The organism is Pseudacidovorax intermedius, assembly GCF_003350475.1.
GTDB classification, from domain to species: domain Bacteria; phylum Pseudomonadota; class Gammaproteobacteria; order Burkholderiales; family Burkholderiaceae_C; genus Xenophilus; species Xenophilus intermedius.
This window is the reverse complement of record NZ_QQAV01000008.1, coordinates 82,094-96,408: the sequence shown is the minus strand read 5'-3', so window position 1 is coordinate 96,408 and position 14,315 is coordinate 82,094. Positions and strand designations below refer to the sequence as shown.

The following is a 14,315-nucleotide window of genomic DNA, read 5'->3' as shown; positions in this document are numbered from 1 at the left end:
TATCGGTACTATGACCCGCATTCGGGGCGGTTCGTATCACGTGATCCGATTGGGTTGCTCGGTGGGGTCAATACCCATGCTTATGCGCCGAATCCGATTCGGTGGATTGATCCTTGGGGTCTCACGAGTTGCCCTCTTTTCAGAACAATGAAGACCGGTGCAGATGGGCAGCCGCTGCCCGAGCCCACTGCTCGAGGTTTGGGTGCTCGCATTCCGGGCGACATCAACGCTGATGCTCAAGGTAATGTGCACCCCAATACTTGAGGGGTTTCGGTTGCTCCAAACACGCCATGGAATCTGCCGAGCCATCGCCGGCCGCCAAGCCTCGGCGGCACGGGAAAAGACGAGGTATGGAGCATCGACTCAGGAAATCTTGGCTCTGATCTGCGATACGTTCAGGATTGCCCAACGCACGGAACAATCCAGCCGAGCCGCACGATGCCGGCCAGTGAATATCAAGAAGCTTTGAAGCGAACCAATAGCAAATGGAGAAAGCCATGACAAACTGCTCGTCCTCTAGTCCTCAAATACAGCGAGAGCTTGCAAGACAGATTTCTGAAGGCGCTGATTTCATGCAGCTCCACGAGGCACTTGCTCAATACAGGCGACGAGGCTTGACGGGAAAGCAAATGGAGTCTGAACTGGAGCAGCTACGAAACTCAATAACCAACGAACCCGATGAAGATCGTGTCCTTGAATTGTTGGATGTTGTTCGTGGCTTCTGCTCTCCTCATCTGAAGCTCTGGTAGGGAAGGTCTGCAAAACTCCGGTTCGCAGCCGCCGAGGCGCGTCGCGGCGTTTTGATCGATGCCTGAAGAAATGAATGGGCAAGGCACTGTCGAGCGACGGGTTCATCAGACAACGGACGCGCCCATCAGACTGCCTTGTGATGCTGGGCGAGCCAGCTCACCAACTGCGGCAGAACGGCCTGGGGATCGCCCTGTTCGACCGCCGTCTCCAGCGTCTGCCGCACGCCTTCGGCAATCGTGTGGGCGCCGCCGCTGTCGCGGGCCATGGTGGTGTAGTAGCCCAGGTCCTTGAAAGCGTTGGCCATGCTGAAGCGCAGGCCGCTCGGGTCTTGCGACAACAGGAAGGGCCGCAGCCGCTCCAGTGCCGTGCCGCCACCGCCGCCTTTGGCCAGCACGTCGATGAACACCTCGGCCGCCACACCCGCGCGTTGCGCGCAGGCCGCTGCCTCGGCGATCAGCGCCACCGAGCCCAGCGAGACGTAGTTGTGCAGCAGCTTCATGCGGTGGCCGGACCCGACGGGCCCGCAGTGCGTGATGTTCTCGGCGAAGCAGGCCAGCAGCGGGCGGCATTCGTCGAACAGTGCGGTCTCCGCGCCCACCAGCAGGTTGAGCCGGCCTTCCGCCGCTTCCTTGGGCGTGCGGGTCATGGCGGCGTCCATGAAGCGCCCGCCCGCTTCGGCCACCACACCGGCCAGCCGCTCGGTGGAAGAAGGGATGGCCGTGGAGCAGTCGATGACGATCGCACTGCGCCGCAGCCCCTGCAACACGCCGCCATCGCCGAGCAGCACGGCCTCCACCTGCGGTGAACCGGTCACGCACAGCAGCAGCACGTCGACCTCGGCCGCGAGTTCCCGTGCGCTGCCGAAGGTGCGCACACCCGCCGCCTTGAGGGCGTCCAGCGGCTGGTTGCCCGCGTGCTCCAGCACGGCCAGCGAATGACCATGACGCACGATGTTGGTGGCGATGCCGTGGCCCATCAGGCCCACGCCGATCAGGCCGATCTTTCTGTCGCTCATTGGATGTCTCCTTGGTTGTCGATGCGATGTGGCGCCACGCTCAGCGCGGCAGCGGCCGGCCCAGGCCGCCGGCGCACACGTACTTGATCTCGACGTAGTCGTCCACGCCGTACTTGGAGCCTTCGCGGCCCACGCCCGATTCCTTGATGCCGCCGAAGGGCGCCAGCTCGGTGGAGATCAGGCCTTCGTTGAGGCCGACGATGCCCACCTCCAGCGCCTCGGCCACGCGCCAGGCGCGGGCGTAGTCCTGCGTGTAGAAGTAGGCCGCGAGGCCGAAGGGCGTGTCGTTGGCCATGGCCACGGCCTCGTCATCGGTCTCGAAGCGGATCAGCGGCGCCACTGGGCCGAAGGTTTCTTCCTGCATGAGCCGGGATTTCGGCGACACCTCGGCCAGGATGGTGGGCGTGAAGAAGCGCCCACCGAGCGGGTGCGCCGTGCCGCCGGTCACGATGCTCGCGCCCAAAGCAACGGCATCGTCGATGTGCTCGCGCACCTTGGCCACGGCAGCGTCGTCGATCAGCGGCCCCAGCTGAACGCCGGGCGTCAGGCCGTTGCCCACCACCTGCGCTTCCACCGCCTTTCGCAGCAGGGCGGTGAAGCGCTCGTAGATGCCCGACTGCACGAAGATGCGGTTGGCGCACACGCAGGTCTGCCCCGCGTTGCGGAACTTGGAGGCCATGACGCCGGCGACCGCGGCGTCCAGGTCCGCGTCGTCGAAGACGATGAAGGGCGCGTTGCCGCCCAGTTCCATCGACACCTTCTTGACCGTGCCCGCGCACTGCGCCATCAGGGTCTTGCCGACTTCGGTGGAGCCGGTGAAGGAGAGCTTGCGCACCACCGGGTTGGCCGTCAGCTCGCCGCCCACGGTCGAGGCCGAGCCGGTCACCACGTTGAGCACACCGGCCGGAATGCCTGCCTCCATGGCCAGTTGCGCCAGGGCCAGCGCCGAATAGGGCGTGGCCGACGCGGGCTTGATGACGATGGTGCAGCCCGCTGCCAGCGCAGCACCCGCCTTGCGCGTGATCATCGCGTTGGGAAAGTTCCACGGCGTGATCGCCGCCACCACGCCCACCGGCTGCTTGAGCACCACGATGCGCCGGTCCATGCTGGCGGCCGGGATCACGTCGCCATAGACGCGCTTGGCCTCTTCGGCAAACCATTCGATGAAGCTGGCGCCGTAGGCGATCTCGCCCTTGGCCTCGGCCAGCGGCTTGCCCTGCTCCAGCGTGAGGATCATGGCCAGGTCGTCCTGGTGCGCCATGCACAGGTCGAACCAGCGCCGCATCAGGCGCGAGCGCTCCTTGGCGCTGGTCTCGCGCCAGGCCGGCAACGCTTGGTTGGCGGCATCGATGGCCGCGCGAACGTCGGCGGCGGCCAGGCGCGGCACCGTGCCAAGCGTGCTGTCGTCCGCCGGATTGGTGACCGGCAGCGTGGCGCCGTCGGTGGCATCGACCCAGTGGCCGCCGACGAGGCATTGCTGGCGGAAGAGTTCGGTGTGTTGGAGCTTCATGGTGCGTGCTTGGAATGAAAGGGATCAGCGCAGAAGGTTGTCGGGCGTGCGGCCGGCGCGCAGTGCCTCGATGCCGTCGATGAGCAGCCAGCCCATGGCATCGCGCGTCTCGTGCGTGGCGCTGCCGATGTGCGGCGAGAGGAAGACGTTGTCGAGCCCGCGATAGCCGGGGTGCACCTGGGGCTCGTTGGCAAAGACGTCCAGACCTGCACCGCGGATGTGGCCGCGGCGCAGCGCATCGATCAGCGCTTCGTCATCGACCAGATCGCCGCGGGAGATGTTGACCACCACCGAGCCCGAGGGCAGGCGTGCCAGTCGCTCGGCATCGAGGACACCCTTGAGCGCCGGCGAACCCGGCGCCGCGATCATGAGGATGTCGATGTCCGGAAGCATGGCTTCCAGCGTCGGGTGGTAGGTGGCCCCCGCCTCCAGGTCGGGCACGAGACGCGAGCGGTTGTGATAGTGGATGGCCAGCCCGAAGGCCCGCGCACGCTCAGCAATGGCCCGGCCGATGCGGCCCATGCCGAAGATGCCCAGGCGCCGTCCCACCAGCCCCATGCCCAGCAGCTGGGTGGGTGCCCAGCCCTGCCAGGCGCCGCTGCGCACCAGCCGGTCGGCCTCGAAGCCGCGGCGGCAGGCGTTGAGCAGCAGCATCAGCGCGATCTCGGCGCAGGCATCGCTGAGCACGTCGGGCGTGTGCAGCACCTGCACGCCGCGCTCGCGGGCAGCGGCCAGGTCGATGTGGTCGTGGCCGACCGACAGCGTGGCCACCACGGCGAGCGTGGGGGACAACGCGGCCATGACGTCGGCCGTCACCGGCTCGGTGGCCGTCACGAAGAGCAGGTGGCAGCCCTGCGCACGCGCCGAGATCTGTGCGGCAGAAAGAATCGAATCGTCCTCGTTGACGACCAGCTCGAAGCGTTCGGCCAGGGCGGCCTCGACGGCGGGGGTGAAGCGTCGGCAGAGGAAGGCCCGCGGCCGGTCGGGAAGGTTCATGGCTGTCTCTCTTGGTTCTGCGATGCGCTGGCCATCGCCGTGTCGCGCTCAAGTTGTATTACAAATACGTCACATCACTTCTGTCAAGCGCGACATGCCGGTGCTATTCTTCGGGGCCCGACCTGCCTGCCCTCATCATGGCCTTCTCGATCCAAGACGATGCGACCTCCCGCGCTGCCGAAGGCACGCTGGCCGACCGGGTGACCGGCCTGATCGCGGCGGACATCCGCGCCCGTGTCTATCCCGTCAACACCCGCCTGCCCACCGAACTGGCCATGACCCAGCAGTACGGTGTGAGCCGCACCGTGATCCGCGAAGCCATCTCGCGCCTCAAGTCCGAAGGGCTGGTGGAAACGCGCCAGGGCAGCGGCACGGTGGTGCGCGACCCGAAGGCCGCGGACGCCTTCCGCCTGGGCCAGGGCAGCGCCAACGACGCCGAGTCGCCCGCGCACGGCGTGCTGCGCATCCTGGAACTGCGCCGCGGCATCGAGGCGGAAATGGCCGCGCTGGCCGCCGAGCGGCGCACCGGCGCCGAGATGACGCAGATCCAGCAGGCGCTGCGCGCCATCGCCCGCGCCGAGAAGGAAGGCCGCGACGGTGTGGAGGAAGACCTGGCCTTCCACATCGCCATCTCGCATGCCGCCCACAACGCCCACTACACCGAACTGCTGGGCATGCTCACGCGTGCACTGCACGACGCGATCCGCCTGACACGCTCCAACGAGGCGCGGCGCACCGACCTGGCTGCGCAGGTGCAGGCCGAGCACGAGGCCATCTGCGCCGCCATCAAGGCGCGCGACGCCGCCGCCGCCCGCACGGCCGCCTTCATGCACATGCACAACACCGCAGGGCGCATCGAGCAGGCGGGCCAGGACTTCTGGACCGGCGACAGCCGGGCTGCCGCGCGCCGCGTGGCCCGCGCCAAGCTGGGGGCGACATCGCCCGCGCAAACCAAGGGAAGCAAAGCCGCCGCCCCAAGGTAAACACGGGGTTCATGTGCAAAGTTGTCTGATAGATTCATCACACAACTTCTGCGGAAGTCTGTTGAACAGCGGCAGACCGACACCGCCGCCGCCCATCCTGCAAGCAGCTTCTCGGCGCTGCTGCAGGCCCTGCACCAGCCAATGCCCCGCGCCATGAGCCCACCTCGCGTCCTGCTGACCGACCCGCTGCATCCCGACGCCTTTGCACAGCTCACGCAGTGGGCCGAGGCCGAGCAGATTCCCGAAGGCGTGGTGCGTGAGGCCAGCGACGCCTGGCTGCGCGATGCCATCGGCCGCTTCGACGGCATCGTCGTGCGGCGGCTGCTGCCGGCCGACCTGTTCGACCGCCCTCAGCGCCTGCGATGCGTGATGCGCCAGGGCGTGGGGCTGGACTTCATTCCTGTCGAGCGCGCCACCGCGCGCGGCATTCCCGTGGGCAACACGCCGGCCGTCAATGCCAATGCCGTGGCCGAATACGTGTTTGCCGCCCTGCTCGCGCACGCCCGGCAGTTGGCCGACTTCGACGCCAGCGTGCGCGCGGGCGACTGGGCCGTGCGGGCGCAGGCCGGCGCCCGTACCTTCGAACTGCGGGGCCGCACGCTGGGCCTGATCGGCTTCGGCGCCATCGGCCAGCGCATCGCCGCCATCGCACAGCAGGGCTTCGGCATGGGCGTGGCGGTGTGCACCGGCACGCCCGCCAAGGTGCCTGCGGGCATGACCGCCTTGCAACTGTCGGCGCTCTTCGCCGCCAGCGACTTCGTGGTCGTCGCCTGCCCGCTCACGCCGCAGACCCGCGGCATGGTCGATGCCGAAGTGCTGTCGCACGCCAAGCCCGGCGCCGTGCTGATCAACGTGGGGCGCGGCCCCGTCGTGCGTGAACAAGACCTGGTGCACGCGCTCGCGCACGGTCCGCTCGGCGGCGCCGTGCTCGACGTCTTCGAGACCCAGCCGCTGCCCACCGACAGCGGCCTGCGCCAGCACCCGCGCGTGCTGCTCACTCCGCACCTGGCCGGCATCACGCAGGAGGCCGAGCGGGCCATGGGCCTGATGGCCGTGGACACGCTGGCGGCAGTGCTGCTGCGCGGCGAGCGACCACCCAACATCGTCAACCCCGAAGTCTTCGGCGCCTCACCTCCGCCCGGCCGCTGAAGACCTTCACCCCACCCTCAAGAACAGGAGACACGCCATGAAGATCACCCGCATCACCGCCATCCCGCTGTCGTACCGGCTGCCCGAGGGCAAGACCGTCACCATGGGCATCGGCAGCACGCTCAAGCGCGACTGCATCATCGTGCGCGTCGAGACCTCCGAAGGCATCACCGGCTACGGCGAGGCGCATCCGGGCCGCAGCCCCGGTGCCATCGTGAGCCTGATCCACAACACGCTGCAGCCGCTGCTGGTGGGCATGAACGCCACCGACGTGGTGGGCGCCTGGCAGCGCGTGCACCGCATGCAGCTGTCCAGCCACGGGCTGGGCGCCGGCACCTGCCTGGCGCTGTCGGGCATCGACATGGCGCTGTGGGACATCCGCGGCAAGGCCGCCAAGATGCCGCTGTACGAGCTGCTCGGTGGATCGCACCGCCGCATCCCCGCCTACGCGGGCGGCATCGCGCTGGGCTACCAGAGCCCCGAGTCGCTGGCCGAAGAAGCCCAGTCCTATGTGGCGCAGGGCTACAAGGCCGTCAAGCTGCGCATCGGCGACACCGTCAAGAACGACGTCGCGCGCCTGCGCAAGGTGCGCGCGGTGCTCGGCGACGACATCGACATCCTCACCGACGCCAACACCGCCTACACCATCGCCGATGTGCGTCGCGTGATGCCCGTGCTGGCCGAGATCCAGGCCGGCTGGCTGGAGGAGCCCTTCGCCTGCAACGACTTCGCCTCGTACCGCGAGGCCGCCAAGATCTCGCCGCTGGTGCCCATTGCGGCCGGCGAGAACCACTTCACCCGCTTCGAGTTCGGCCAGATGCTGGACGCGCGCGCGGTGCAGGTCTGGCAACCCGACCTCTCGAAGAGCGGCGGCATCACCGAGGGCGTGCGCATCGCGGCCATGGCCTCGGCCTACCGCATTCCGCTGCATGCCCACAGCTCGGCCACCGGGCTCAACCATGCGGCCACGCTGCACTTCCTGGCGGCCACCGAGAACGCGGGCTACTTCGAGGCCTGCGTGTCGCACTTCAACCCCTTCCGCGACATGTTCGGCAGCACCTTCCAGATCGGCGACGACGGCTGTGTCGAGCCGCCGCGCGGTCATGGCATCGGCATCGAGGTGGACGAGTCGATCTTCGACAAGTACCCCATGGTGGACGGCCCGGGCTACGTCGTGAAGTTCTGACCCACGCCGCAGCCGCCACCTCGCCCGCCGGTGCGCAACCGGCACCACGACAACGACGACGACGAACAACGGAGACAAGCCATGCAATTCGACAAGCGCCAACTGCTGCGGGCCATGGCCGCAGCCCCCCTGACCCTGGCCGTGGGCCGCGCCTGGGCCAACGACGACTACCCGAGCAAGCCCACGCGGATCATCGTTCCGTACACGCCGGGCGGCTTCAACGACACGCTCGCGCGGACCGTGAGCGACCGCCTCAACCGCACCTGGAAGCAATCGGTGGTGGTGGACAACCGCCCGGGCGGCAACACGGTGCTGGGCAACAACCTGGCCGCCAAGTCGCCGGCCGACGGCTACACCATCCTCATCACGCCCCTGCCCTTCTCGGCCCTGCCCGCGCTGTACGGCAACAAGCTGCCCTACAACGCCACGGCCGACTTCCAGCCGCTGGTGTGGGCCGGCTACACGCAGAACGCGCTGGTCGTGCGGCCCGACCTGCAGGGTGTGACCAACGTGCGCGAACTCATCGCCTACGCCAAGAAGAACCCCGGCAAGCTCAACTACGGCTCCACCGGCTCGGGCTCGTCCAACCATCTGTCGATGGAGCTCTTCATGAGCATGACGGGCACGAAGATGACCCACGTGCCCTACAAGGGCAGCGCCCCGGCGGTGATGGCCATGCTGGGCGGCGAGATCGACGTGCTGTTCGACAACGTGCCCAACCTGATGCAGCAGATCAAGGCCGGCAAGCTCAAGCCCATCGGCGTGACCGGCGCCAGCCGTGCGGCGCTGCTGCCCGAGGTGCCCACGGTGCAGGAGGCCGGCGTGCCGGGCTACGAGGTGATCGTGTGGTTCGGCATGCAGATGCCGGCGGGCGTGCCCAAGCCCATCGTCGAGCGAGCCAACCGCGACATCGTGGCCGTGCTGAAGGACCCGGAGGTGGTCAAGCTGTTCCGCGACCAGGGCGTCGAGGTGGTCGCCAGCACGCCCGAGGCCTTCGGCGAGCTGCTGGCCAAGGAGATTCCCAAGTGGACGAAGGTGGTGAACGACGCCGGCGTCAAGCTGGAGTGAGCGGACGGGTGGGCGCGCACGAAAAGTGCTGGCGGTCAGCCAGCCCGTCGCACAATCCAACGCCATGCCCGCCAGCCTCAGCCCGCTGCCTCCGGCGCCTGCCGGTCAACCCTTCACCCGCGAGAGCCTGTTCGACGGCTCCGTGATGGCCGCCATGAAGGCCTGCGCCCCGCCCGACGTGCGGCTGCGCACCCAGGAAGAGCTGGACGCCTGCCTGGACGCCACCCTGGCGAGCCACGACCCGGCCGAAGACCTCTACCTCTTCGGCTACGGCTCGCTGATGTGGAATCCCGCCATCCACCACATCGACGCCGCGCCCGCGCTGGTGCGCGGCTGGGGCCGCCGCTTCTGCCTGTGGCTGTACATGGCCCGCGGCTCCGTCGAACACCCCGGCCTGATGCTGGCCCTGGACCGCGGCGGCGCCTGCCGCGGCATCGCCCTGCGCATCGCTGCCGAGCAAGTGCGCAGCGAACTGCAGCTGGTCTGGCGGCGGGAGATGCTGTCGGGCGCCTATGCCGCGCGGTGGGTGACGGCCGAATGCCAGGGGGAGCGGCGGCGGATGCTGACCTTCGTGGCGAACCGTGAGCATCCGCGGTATGCGGGGCGGATGGAGCCGGATGAGGTGGCGCGGTATATCGCAGATGGGCGGGGCGTGCTGGGGAACTGCCGGGACTACTTTCAGCACACGGTGGATGCGCTGGAAGGTTTGGGCGTTCGAGACCGGGAAGTCCAGCGGCTCCAAACGGCGCTGGCTTCGCGACCCGTACTGCCGAACTGAGCCAGGCAACGCCCAACAGGGCCTCCTCGGAAGGCCCCCGTCTGGTCTGGCGGCGGGTTGAAGTCTTCGGCGCCGTCCTGGCCGCCTCACACTTCGAAGTGCGGCTGAATCTCCCGAATCCGCTTGATCGCCACCCCCGCCGCCGCGGTGCGCGTCTCCACGCCTAACTTCACATACACCCGCTCCAGGTGCTTCTTGGCGGTGGCCGGGCTGGCGCCCAGGATTTCGCCGATGTCCTTGTTGGTCTTGCCCTTGACCACCCAGTACAACACCTCGGCCTCGCGGGCGGTGAGTTTCAGGGCCAGGCTCATGGCCTCGATCACCGCCGTGTCCGACAGCTCCCGGATGATGATGAGCCAGTCGCCCGCGCCGGGCACCGCCGCGCTGGGGGTGCCGTCGGCATCGCCGGTCTGGCGGTGCACGCGCAGTTGCAGGCGGCTGGCGGCCTGCTGGCCGATCTCCAGGGGCGGGGGCTCGGCGCCGGCCTGCTGGGCCTGGGGCAGGTGGCGCTCCAGCCAGGCCACGATGGCGGCGGGCGTGGCGGGCGCCTCGGTGCCGCAGTAGCGCATCAGAAGTTCGCGCGCCAGCGAGGTCTGCCAGATCAGCCGCCCCTCGGGCATGCGCACGGTGATGCTGGCGTAGCCGAAGGCGTCCAGGGCGTTGCGCGCCTGGCCGGCCTGCTGGGCCTGCTGGCGCGCGCGGCGGGCGCCCTGCAGGTGCACGTTCATGCGGGCCAGCACTTCCTTGGGCTTGATGGGCTTGGTGACGTAGTCCACGCCGCCCGATTCCAGCGCCGCGACCAGGTGCTCGGTCTCGGTGAGGCCGGTCATGAAGACGATGGGAATCTCCGCCGTGGCGGCGTCGGCCTTGAGGCGGCGCGCCACCTCGAAGCCGTCCATGCCCGGCATCATGGCGTCGAGCAGCACGATGTCCGGATGGGCCTGCGCGGCGCGGGCCAGCGCGGTGGGGCCGTCGGTGGCCACGAGCACGGTGTAGCCCGACTCGTCTAGCGCGTCGTGCAGCACGGCCAGGTTGTCGGGCACGTCGTCGACCACCAGCACGAGGTCGCCGCGGGCGGTGTTCTCGCGCAGGCTGGCGGCCAGGGGCGAGATGGCGGGCACGGCGGCGGCAGCGCCGCCGTCGTCGTCTTCGGAGAGTTCGTCGATGCCGTTCATGGTCAGGAAGCTTCCAGCGCTTCGGTGAGGGCGCGGCCCATGTCCTCGAAGCGGAACTGCCGCGCCAGCGCGCGCTGCTGCGCCGTCCAGGCGGCGCATTCGGGCTGGGCGGCGTCGATGTCGTCGAGCTTGGTCATGATCCCGCGAAGGTAGCCGAGCTGGACCGCCTCTTCCAGCGCGCGCAGCCGCTGGGCGCCGGGGGCGACGATGGCGGCAGGCTCGGCCGGCCCGGCGGGCGCAGCGGCGGCGGCCGGGTCGGCCGTCCAGCGCAGGTCGAGGCGGCGGCCGATCCAGTCGAGCAGCTCGCTGTGGCGCACGGGCTTGACGAAGAAATCCTCGGGCGTGATGCCCACGTCGTTCTCCAGCCGCTTGTCGAAGGCGTTGGCGGAGACGACGGCGAACACGGTCTCGTGGGCGGCGCCCCGGCTCGCGCCCAACAGGGCGCGGGCGCGTCGGATGGTCTCCCAGCCGTCGATGCCGGGCATGGCCAGGTCCACGAAGACGGCATGCGGCCGGTAGCCGGCGGCCAGCAGGTCCAGCCCGTCATGGCCACTGGCGGCGGTGCGCAGTTCGAAGCCCAGCGGCTGCAGCAGGTGCACCAGCAGGTCGCGGTCGGCTTCCTCGTTGTCGATCACCAGCAGCTGGCGGCGCGGGCCTTCGTAGCCGCGGCGCGGCACCGGCGATTCGGCCGCCGGCCCCGCCGCCAGGCTGGTGCTGCCGATGGAGGCGCCGTGGCCCAGCGTGCCGGCCATCGCCTCGTGCACCCGCGGCAGGAAGAGCCGCACGCGAAACAGCGCGCCCTGCCCCGGCGTGCTGCTGACCTTCATCTCGCCGCCCATCAGGTCGGTGAGCATCTTGGCCATGGTCAGGCCCAGGCCGGCGCCGGGGGCACTGCCGCGCGAATCGCCGCGCGCGAAGGGCTCGAAGATGCGGGCCAGCTCGTCTTCGTGCAGGCCGGGGCCGGTGTCCTCCACCTCCAGCGTGGCGAACTCGCGCGCATAGGCGGCGCGAAACGTGACCTGGCCCCGGGCCGTGAACTTGATGGCATTGCCCAGCAGGTTGATGAGGATCTGCCGCACGCGGCGCTCGTCCGCGCGCACCACGGCCGGCAGCTGCGCCGCGGGCTCGAAGACGAAGCGCAGGCCCTTGTCCGCGGCCTGCAGCTCGAACATGTCGGCCAGCGACTGCAGCATGTCGCCGAAGGCCATGGGCTTGGCCTGCAGCGTGAGCTTGCCGGCCTCGATGTGGGCGAGATCGAGCGTGCCTTCGATGAGCGAGAGCAGGTGCTCGCCGCCGCGCTTGATGACGGCCACGGCCTGCTGGCGGTGCGGCGGCACCGACGGGTCCTGTCCCATCAGCTGCGCATAACCCAGGATGCTGTTGAGCGGCGTGCGCAGCTCGTGGCTGATGGCGCTGATGTAGCGGCTCTTGGCCTGGTTGGCGGCCTCGGCGGTCTGGCGGGCCTCGTCGGCGGCCTGGCGCGAGGCCTGCAGGGCGCGGTCGGTCTGGCGGTGCAGCTCGATCTCGCGCATCAGCAGGCGGGTCTGGCGGTTCGATTCTTCCTGCGCCACCTTGCGGCTCTGGTGGGCCAGCACCAGCCACCAGGCCACGATGCCGGCGATCAGCAGCAGTGCCATGTAGGCCTTGAGAAAGCCGGAGCCCAGGGCCTGCGCCGCCTCGCTGCCGGCGGCCCGGCCGGCCGCCACCGAGGGCGCGCCGCCGCTGTCGATCCAGTCGCCGATGCCGCGCAGCTCCTGCTGGTAGAGCACGCCGAAGACGGCGGCCAGCAGCGGCACCACGATCAGCATCAGCATCAGGAAGTGGCCCAGGCCCGTGTCCAGGTAGGGCCACACGCGCCGCGGCAGCAGCCAGCGCAGCACGGCCGACCACTGCGCCGACAGGCCCGCATGCGGTTTGCAGAGGTCGCCGCAGCGGGCGTCGAGGGTGCAGCAGAGGGAGCAGATGTCGCCCTGGTAGGCGGGGCAGTGGGCCATGTCGGGGCCTTCGTACTCGCGCTCGCAGATGACGCAGCGGCGGGGGGCCAGGCGCTGGTAGCTGCCGGCGTCCTCAGGCCTGGCCTGCCCGCGCGGGGCAAAGAACATGGGCTGCCCCGCAACGGCCGGTGCGGACTCCGGCTGCCGCGCCAGATAGAAGCGCCCACCGGTGGCCCACGCGATCAGCGGCGAGGCGACCAGCGCCGTGCCCAGCGCGATCACGGCCGAGAAGGCCTGTGCCATGGGGCCGAACACGCCCAGGTGCGCCGTGATCGACACGCCCGAGGCCAGCACCATCGCGCCCACGCCCACCGGGTTGATGTCCCACAGGTAGGCCCGCTTGAACTCGATGCCCGGCGGCGACAGGCCCAGCGGCTTGTTGACGACCAGGTCGGCCACCACGGCCATCATCCAGGCGATGGCGATGTTGGCGTACAGGCCCAGCACGTCGCCCAGGGCCTCGAAGACGTTCATCTCCATCAGCATGAAGGCGATCAGGGCGTTGAACACCACCCACACCACCCGGCCCGGATGGCTGTGCGTCACGCGCGAGAAGAAGTTGCTCCAGGCCAGCGAGCCGGCATAGGCATTGGTGACGTTGATCTTGAGCTGCGAGATGACCACGAACAACGCAGTCGCCGCCACCGCCCAGCCGTACTGCGGAAAGACGTACTCGTAGGCCGCCAGGTACATCTGGTTCGGGTCGACCGCCCGCTCGGTGGGCACCATGTGGGTGATGGCCAGGTAGGCCAGCAGCGCGCCGCCCAGCATCTTGGCCACGCCCAGCAGCACCCAGCCTGGCCCGCCCGCCACCACGGCCGCCCACCAGCGGCCCCGGTTGGCCGCGGTGCGCGCCGGCATGAAGCGCAGGTAGTCGGCCTGCTCCCCCATCTGGGTGATCAGGGCGATCCCCACCGTCAGCGCGGCACCAAATCCGTGCAAACCGAAGCCCGAAGCACCACCACGATCACCACCATAGTGCGTGATGCCGGCAAATGCACCAGGATCGCGCGCCAGCACGAAGGCGAAGGGCACCACCAGCATCAGCAGCCAGATGGCCTGCGTCCACATCTGCAGCCGGCTGATGGCCGAGACGCCGTGCGTCACCAGCGGAATCACCACCAGCGCGCACACCAGGTAGCCCCAGGCCGGCGGAATGCCCAGCGCCAGCTCCAGCGCATAGGCCATCACCGCGGCTTCGAGGGCGAAGAAGATGAAGGTGAAGCTGGCGTAGATCAGCGAGGTGATGGTCGAGCCGATGTAGCCGAAGCCGGCGCCGCGGGTGAGCAGGTCCATGTCCACGCCGTAGCGGGCCGCATAGGCGCTGATCGGCAGGCCGGCCAGGAAGATGATCAGCCCCGTCGCCACGATGGCCCAGAAGGCATTGGCAAAGCCGAACTGCACCAGCAGCGTGGCGCCCACGGCCTCCAGGATCAGGAAGGAGGCGGCGCCGAAGGCCGTGTTGGCCACCCGCCATTCGGACCACTTGCGAAAGCGCTGCGGCGTGAAGCGCAGGGCGTAGTCCTCCAGCGTCTCGCTGCCGACCCAGCTGTTGTAGTCGCGCCGGACCTTGACGATGCGCTGGGGCGCGTCGTCGGCGGCGGGCTCGGTGGGCGTGGCAAAGGTGTCGGCGTTCACAGGCGGCAGAGTGCAGCTTTCATGCCGAGCGAGGCACGACTGTTGCAACGGGGCGGGGCTGCCTATCATGCGG

11 protein-coding genes and 1 pseudogene are annotated in these 14,315 nt (G+C 69.0%); 7 read left to right on the top strand and 5 right to left on the bottom strand.

From position 1 onward, the window contains the following. Together DFR41_RS18805 and DFR41_RS28300 are read left to right on the top strand one after the other, a co-directional pair. Positions 1-264, top strand: a 264-nt coding sequence (locus tag DFR41_RS18805) for an RHS repeat-associated core domain-containing protein (protein ID WP_147284398.1), incomplete at its 5' end; no start/stop codon positions are given. Between the two features lie 15 nt (positions 265-279). Continuing rightward, a pseudogene (locus DFR41_RS28300) lies at positions 280-501 on the top strand (Tse2 family ADP-ribosyltransferase toxin); the annotation flags it as partial. A 373-nt stretch (positions 502-874) separates the two neighbouring features. Here the strand turns inward: DFR41_RS28300 and DFR41_RS18800 are convergent. From DFR41_RS18800 to DFR41_RS18790, 3 genes are read right to left on the bottom strand one after another with little or no spacing between them, the layout of a single operon-like run. After that, on the bottom strand, positions 875-1,765 hold the full coding sequence (locus DFR41_RS18800; RefSeq protein ID WP_114803872.1) for an NAD(P)-dependent oxidoreductase: 891 nt from the start codon (positions 1,763-1,765) through the stop codon (positions 875-877). Between the two features lie 40 nt (positions 1,766-1,805). Beyond that, the gene (locus DFR41_RS18795) at positions 1,806-3,275 is read right to left on the bottom strand and encodes an NAD-dependent succinate-semialdehyde dehydrogenase (protein ID WP_114803871.1); all 1,470 of its coding nucleotides are present in this window, start codon (positions 3,273-3,275) and stop codon (positions 1,806-1,808) included. A 24-nt stretch (positions 3,276-3,299) separates the two neighbouring features. Beyond that, the gene (locus DFR41_RS18790; protein WP_114803870.1) at positions 3,300-4,271 is read right to left on the bottom strand and encodes a 2-hydroxyacid dehydrogenase; all 972 of its coding nucleotides are present in this window, start codon (positions 4,269-4,271) and stop codon (positions 3,300-3,302) included. A gap of 137 nt (positions 4,272-4,408) precedes the next feature. Between DFR41_RS18790 and DFR41_RS18785 the strand changes: the two genes are divergently transcribed. From DFR41_RS18785 to DFR41_RS18765, 5 genes are all read left to right on the top strand, one after another. Next, entirely contained in the window at positions 4,409-5,254 is an 846-nt protein-coding gene (locus tag DFR41_RS18785) for a FadR/GntR family transcriptional regulator (protein ID WP_114803869.1), read from the top strand. Positions 5,255-5,407: 153 nt separating this feature from the next. Continuing rightward, positions 5,408-6,403: an NAD(P)-dependent oxidoreductase gene (locus tag DFR41_RS18780; protein ID WP_244917799.1), complete on the top strand. Its 996-nt coding sequence runs from the start codon at positions 5,408-5,410 to the stop codon at positions 6,401-6,403. A 37-nt stretch (positions 6,404-6,440) separates the two neighbouring features. Next, a complete protein-coding gene (locus DFR41_RS18775; protein WP_076510661.1) occupies positions 6,441-7,589 on the top strand; it encodes a mandelate racemase/muconate lactonizing enzyme family protein in 1,149 nt (382 codons plus the stop codon). A gap of 81 nt (positions 7,590-7,670) precedes the next feature. Continuing rightward, positions 7,671-8,657 carry a Bug family tripartite tricarboxylate transporter substrate binding protein gene (locus DFR41_RS18770; RefSeq protein ID WP_017760886.1) on the top strand — a complete coding sequence of 329 codons (987 nt, stop codon included), beginning with the start codon at positions 7,671-7,673 and terminating at the stop codon, positions 8,655-8,657. A gap of 64 nt (positions 8,658-8,721) precedes the next feature. After that, positions 8,722-9,435: a gamma-glutamylcyclotransferase gene (locus DFR41_RS18765; protein WP_114803988.1), complete on the top strand. Its 714-nt coding sequence runs from the start codon at positions 8,722-8,724 to the stop codon at positions 9,433-9,435. Between the two features lie 86 nt (positions 9,436-9,521). On the opposite strand, the gene DFR41_RS18760 is transcribed toward DFR41_RS18765, so the two are convergent. Then, complete coding sequence (locus tag DFR41_RS18760; RefSeq protein ID WP_114803867.1) at positions 9,522-10,610, bottom strand: response regulator transcription factor; 1,089 nt, start codon at positions 10,608-10,610, stop codon at positions 9,522-9,524. A gap of 2 nt (positions 10,611-10,612) precedes the next feature. After that, entirely contained in the window at positions 10,613-14,311 is a 3,699-nt protein-coding gene (locus tag DFR41_RS18755) for a hybrid sensor histidine kinase/response regulator (protein WP_114803866.1), read from the bottom strand. Positions 14,312-14,315 lie beyond the last annotated feature (4 nt).

Bases quoted from the DNA above. Each gene is read 5' to 3' on its own strand.
- DFR41_RS18800 (WP_114803872.1), bottom strand. From the start codon at position 1,765: ATGAGCGACAGAAAGATCGGCCTGATCGGCGTGGGCCTGATGGGCCAC.
- DFR41_RS18795 (WP_114803871.1), bottom strand. From the start codon at position 3,275: ATGAAGCTCCAACACACCGAACTCTTCCGCCAGCAATGCCTCGTCGGC.
- DFR41_RS18790 (WP_114803870.1), bottom strand. From the start codon at position 4,271: ATGAACCTTCCCGACCGGCCGCGGGCCTTCCTCTGCCGACGCTTCACC.
- DFR41_RS18785 (WP_114803869.1), top strand. From the start codon at position 4,409: ATGGCCTTCTCGATCCAAGACGATGCGACCTCCCGCGCTGCCGAAGGC.
- DFR41_RS18780 (WP_244917799.1), top strand. From the start codon at position 5,408: ATGAGCCCACCTCGCGTCCTGCTGACCGACCCGCTGCATCCCGACGCC.
- DFR41_RS18775 (WP_076510661.1), top strand. From the start codon at position 6,441: ATGAAGATCACCCGCATCACCGCCATCCCGCTGTCGTACCGGCTGCCC.
- DFR41_RS18770 (WP_017760886.1), top strand. From the start codon at position 7,671: ATGCAATTCGACAAGCGCCAACTGCTGCGGGCCATGGCCGCAGCCCCC.
- DFR41_RS18765 (WP_114803988.1), top strand. From the start codon at position 8,722: ATGCCCGCCAGCCTCAGCCCGCTGCCTCCGGCGCCTGCCGGTCAACCC.
- DFR41_RS18760 (WP_114803867.1), bottom strand. From the start codon at position 10,610: ATGAACGGCATCGACGAACTCTCCGAAGACGACGACGGCGGCGCTGCC.
- DFR41_RS18755 (WP_114803866.1), bottom strand. From the start codon at position 14,311: ATGATAGGCAGCCCCGCCCCGTTGCAACAGTCGTGCCTCGCTCGGCAT.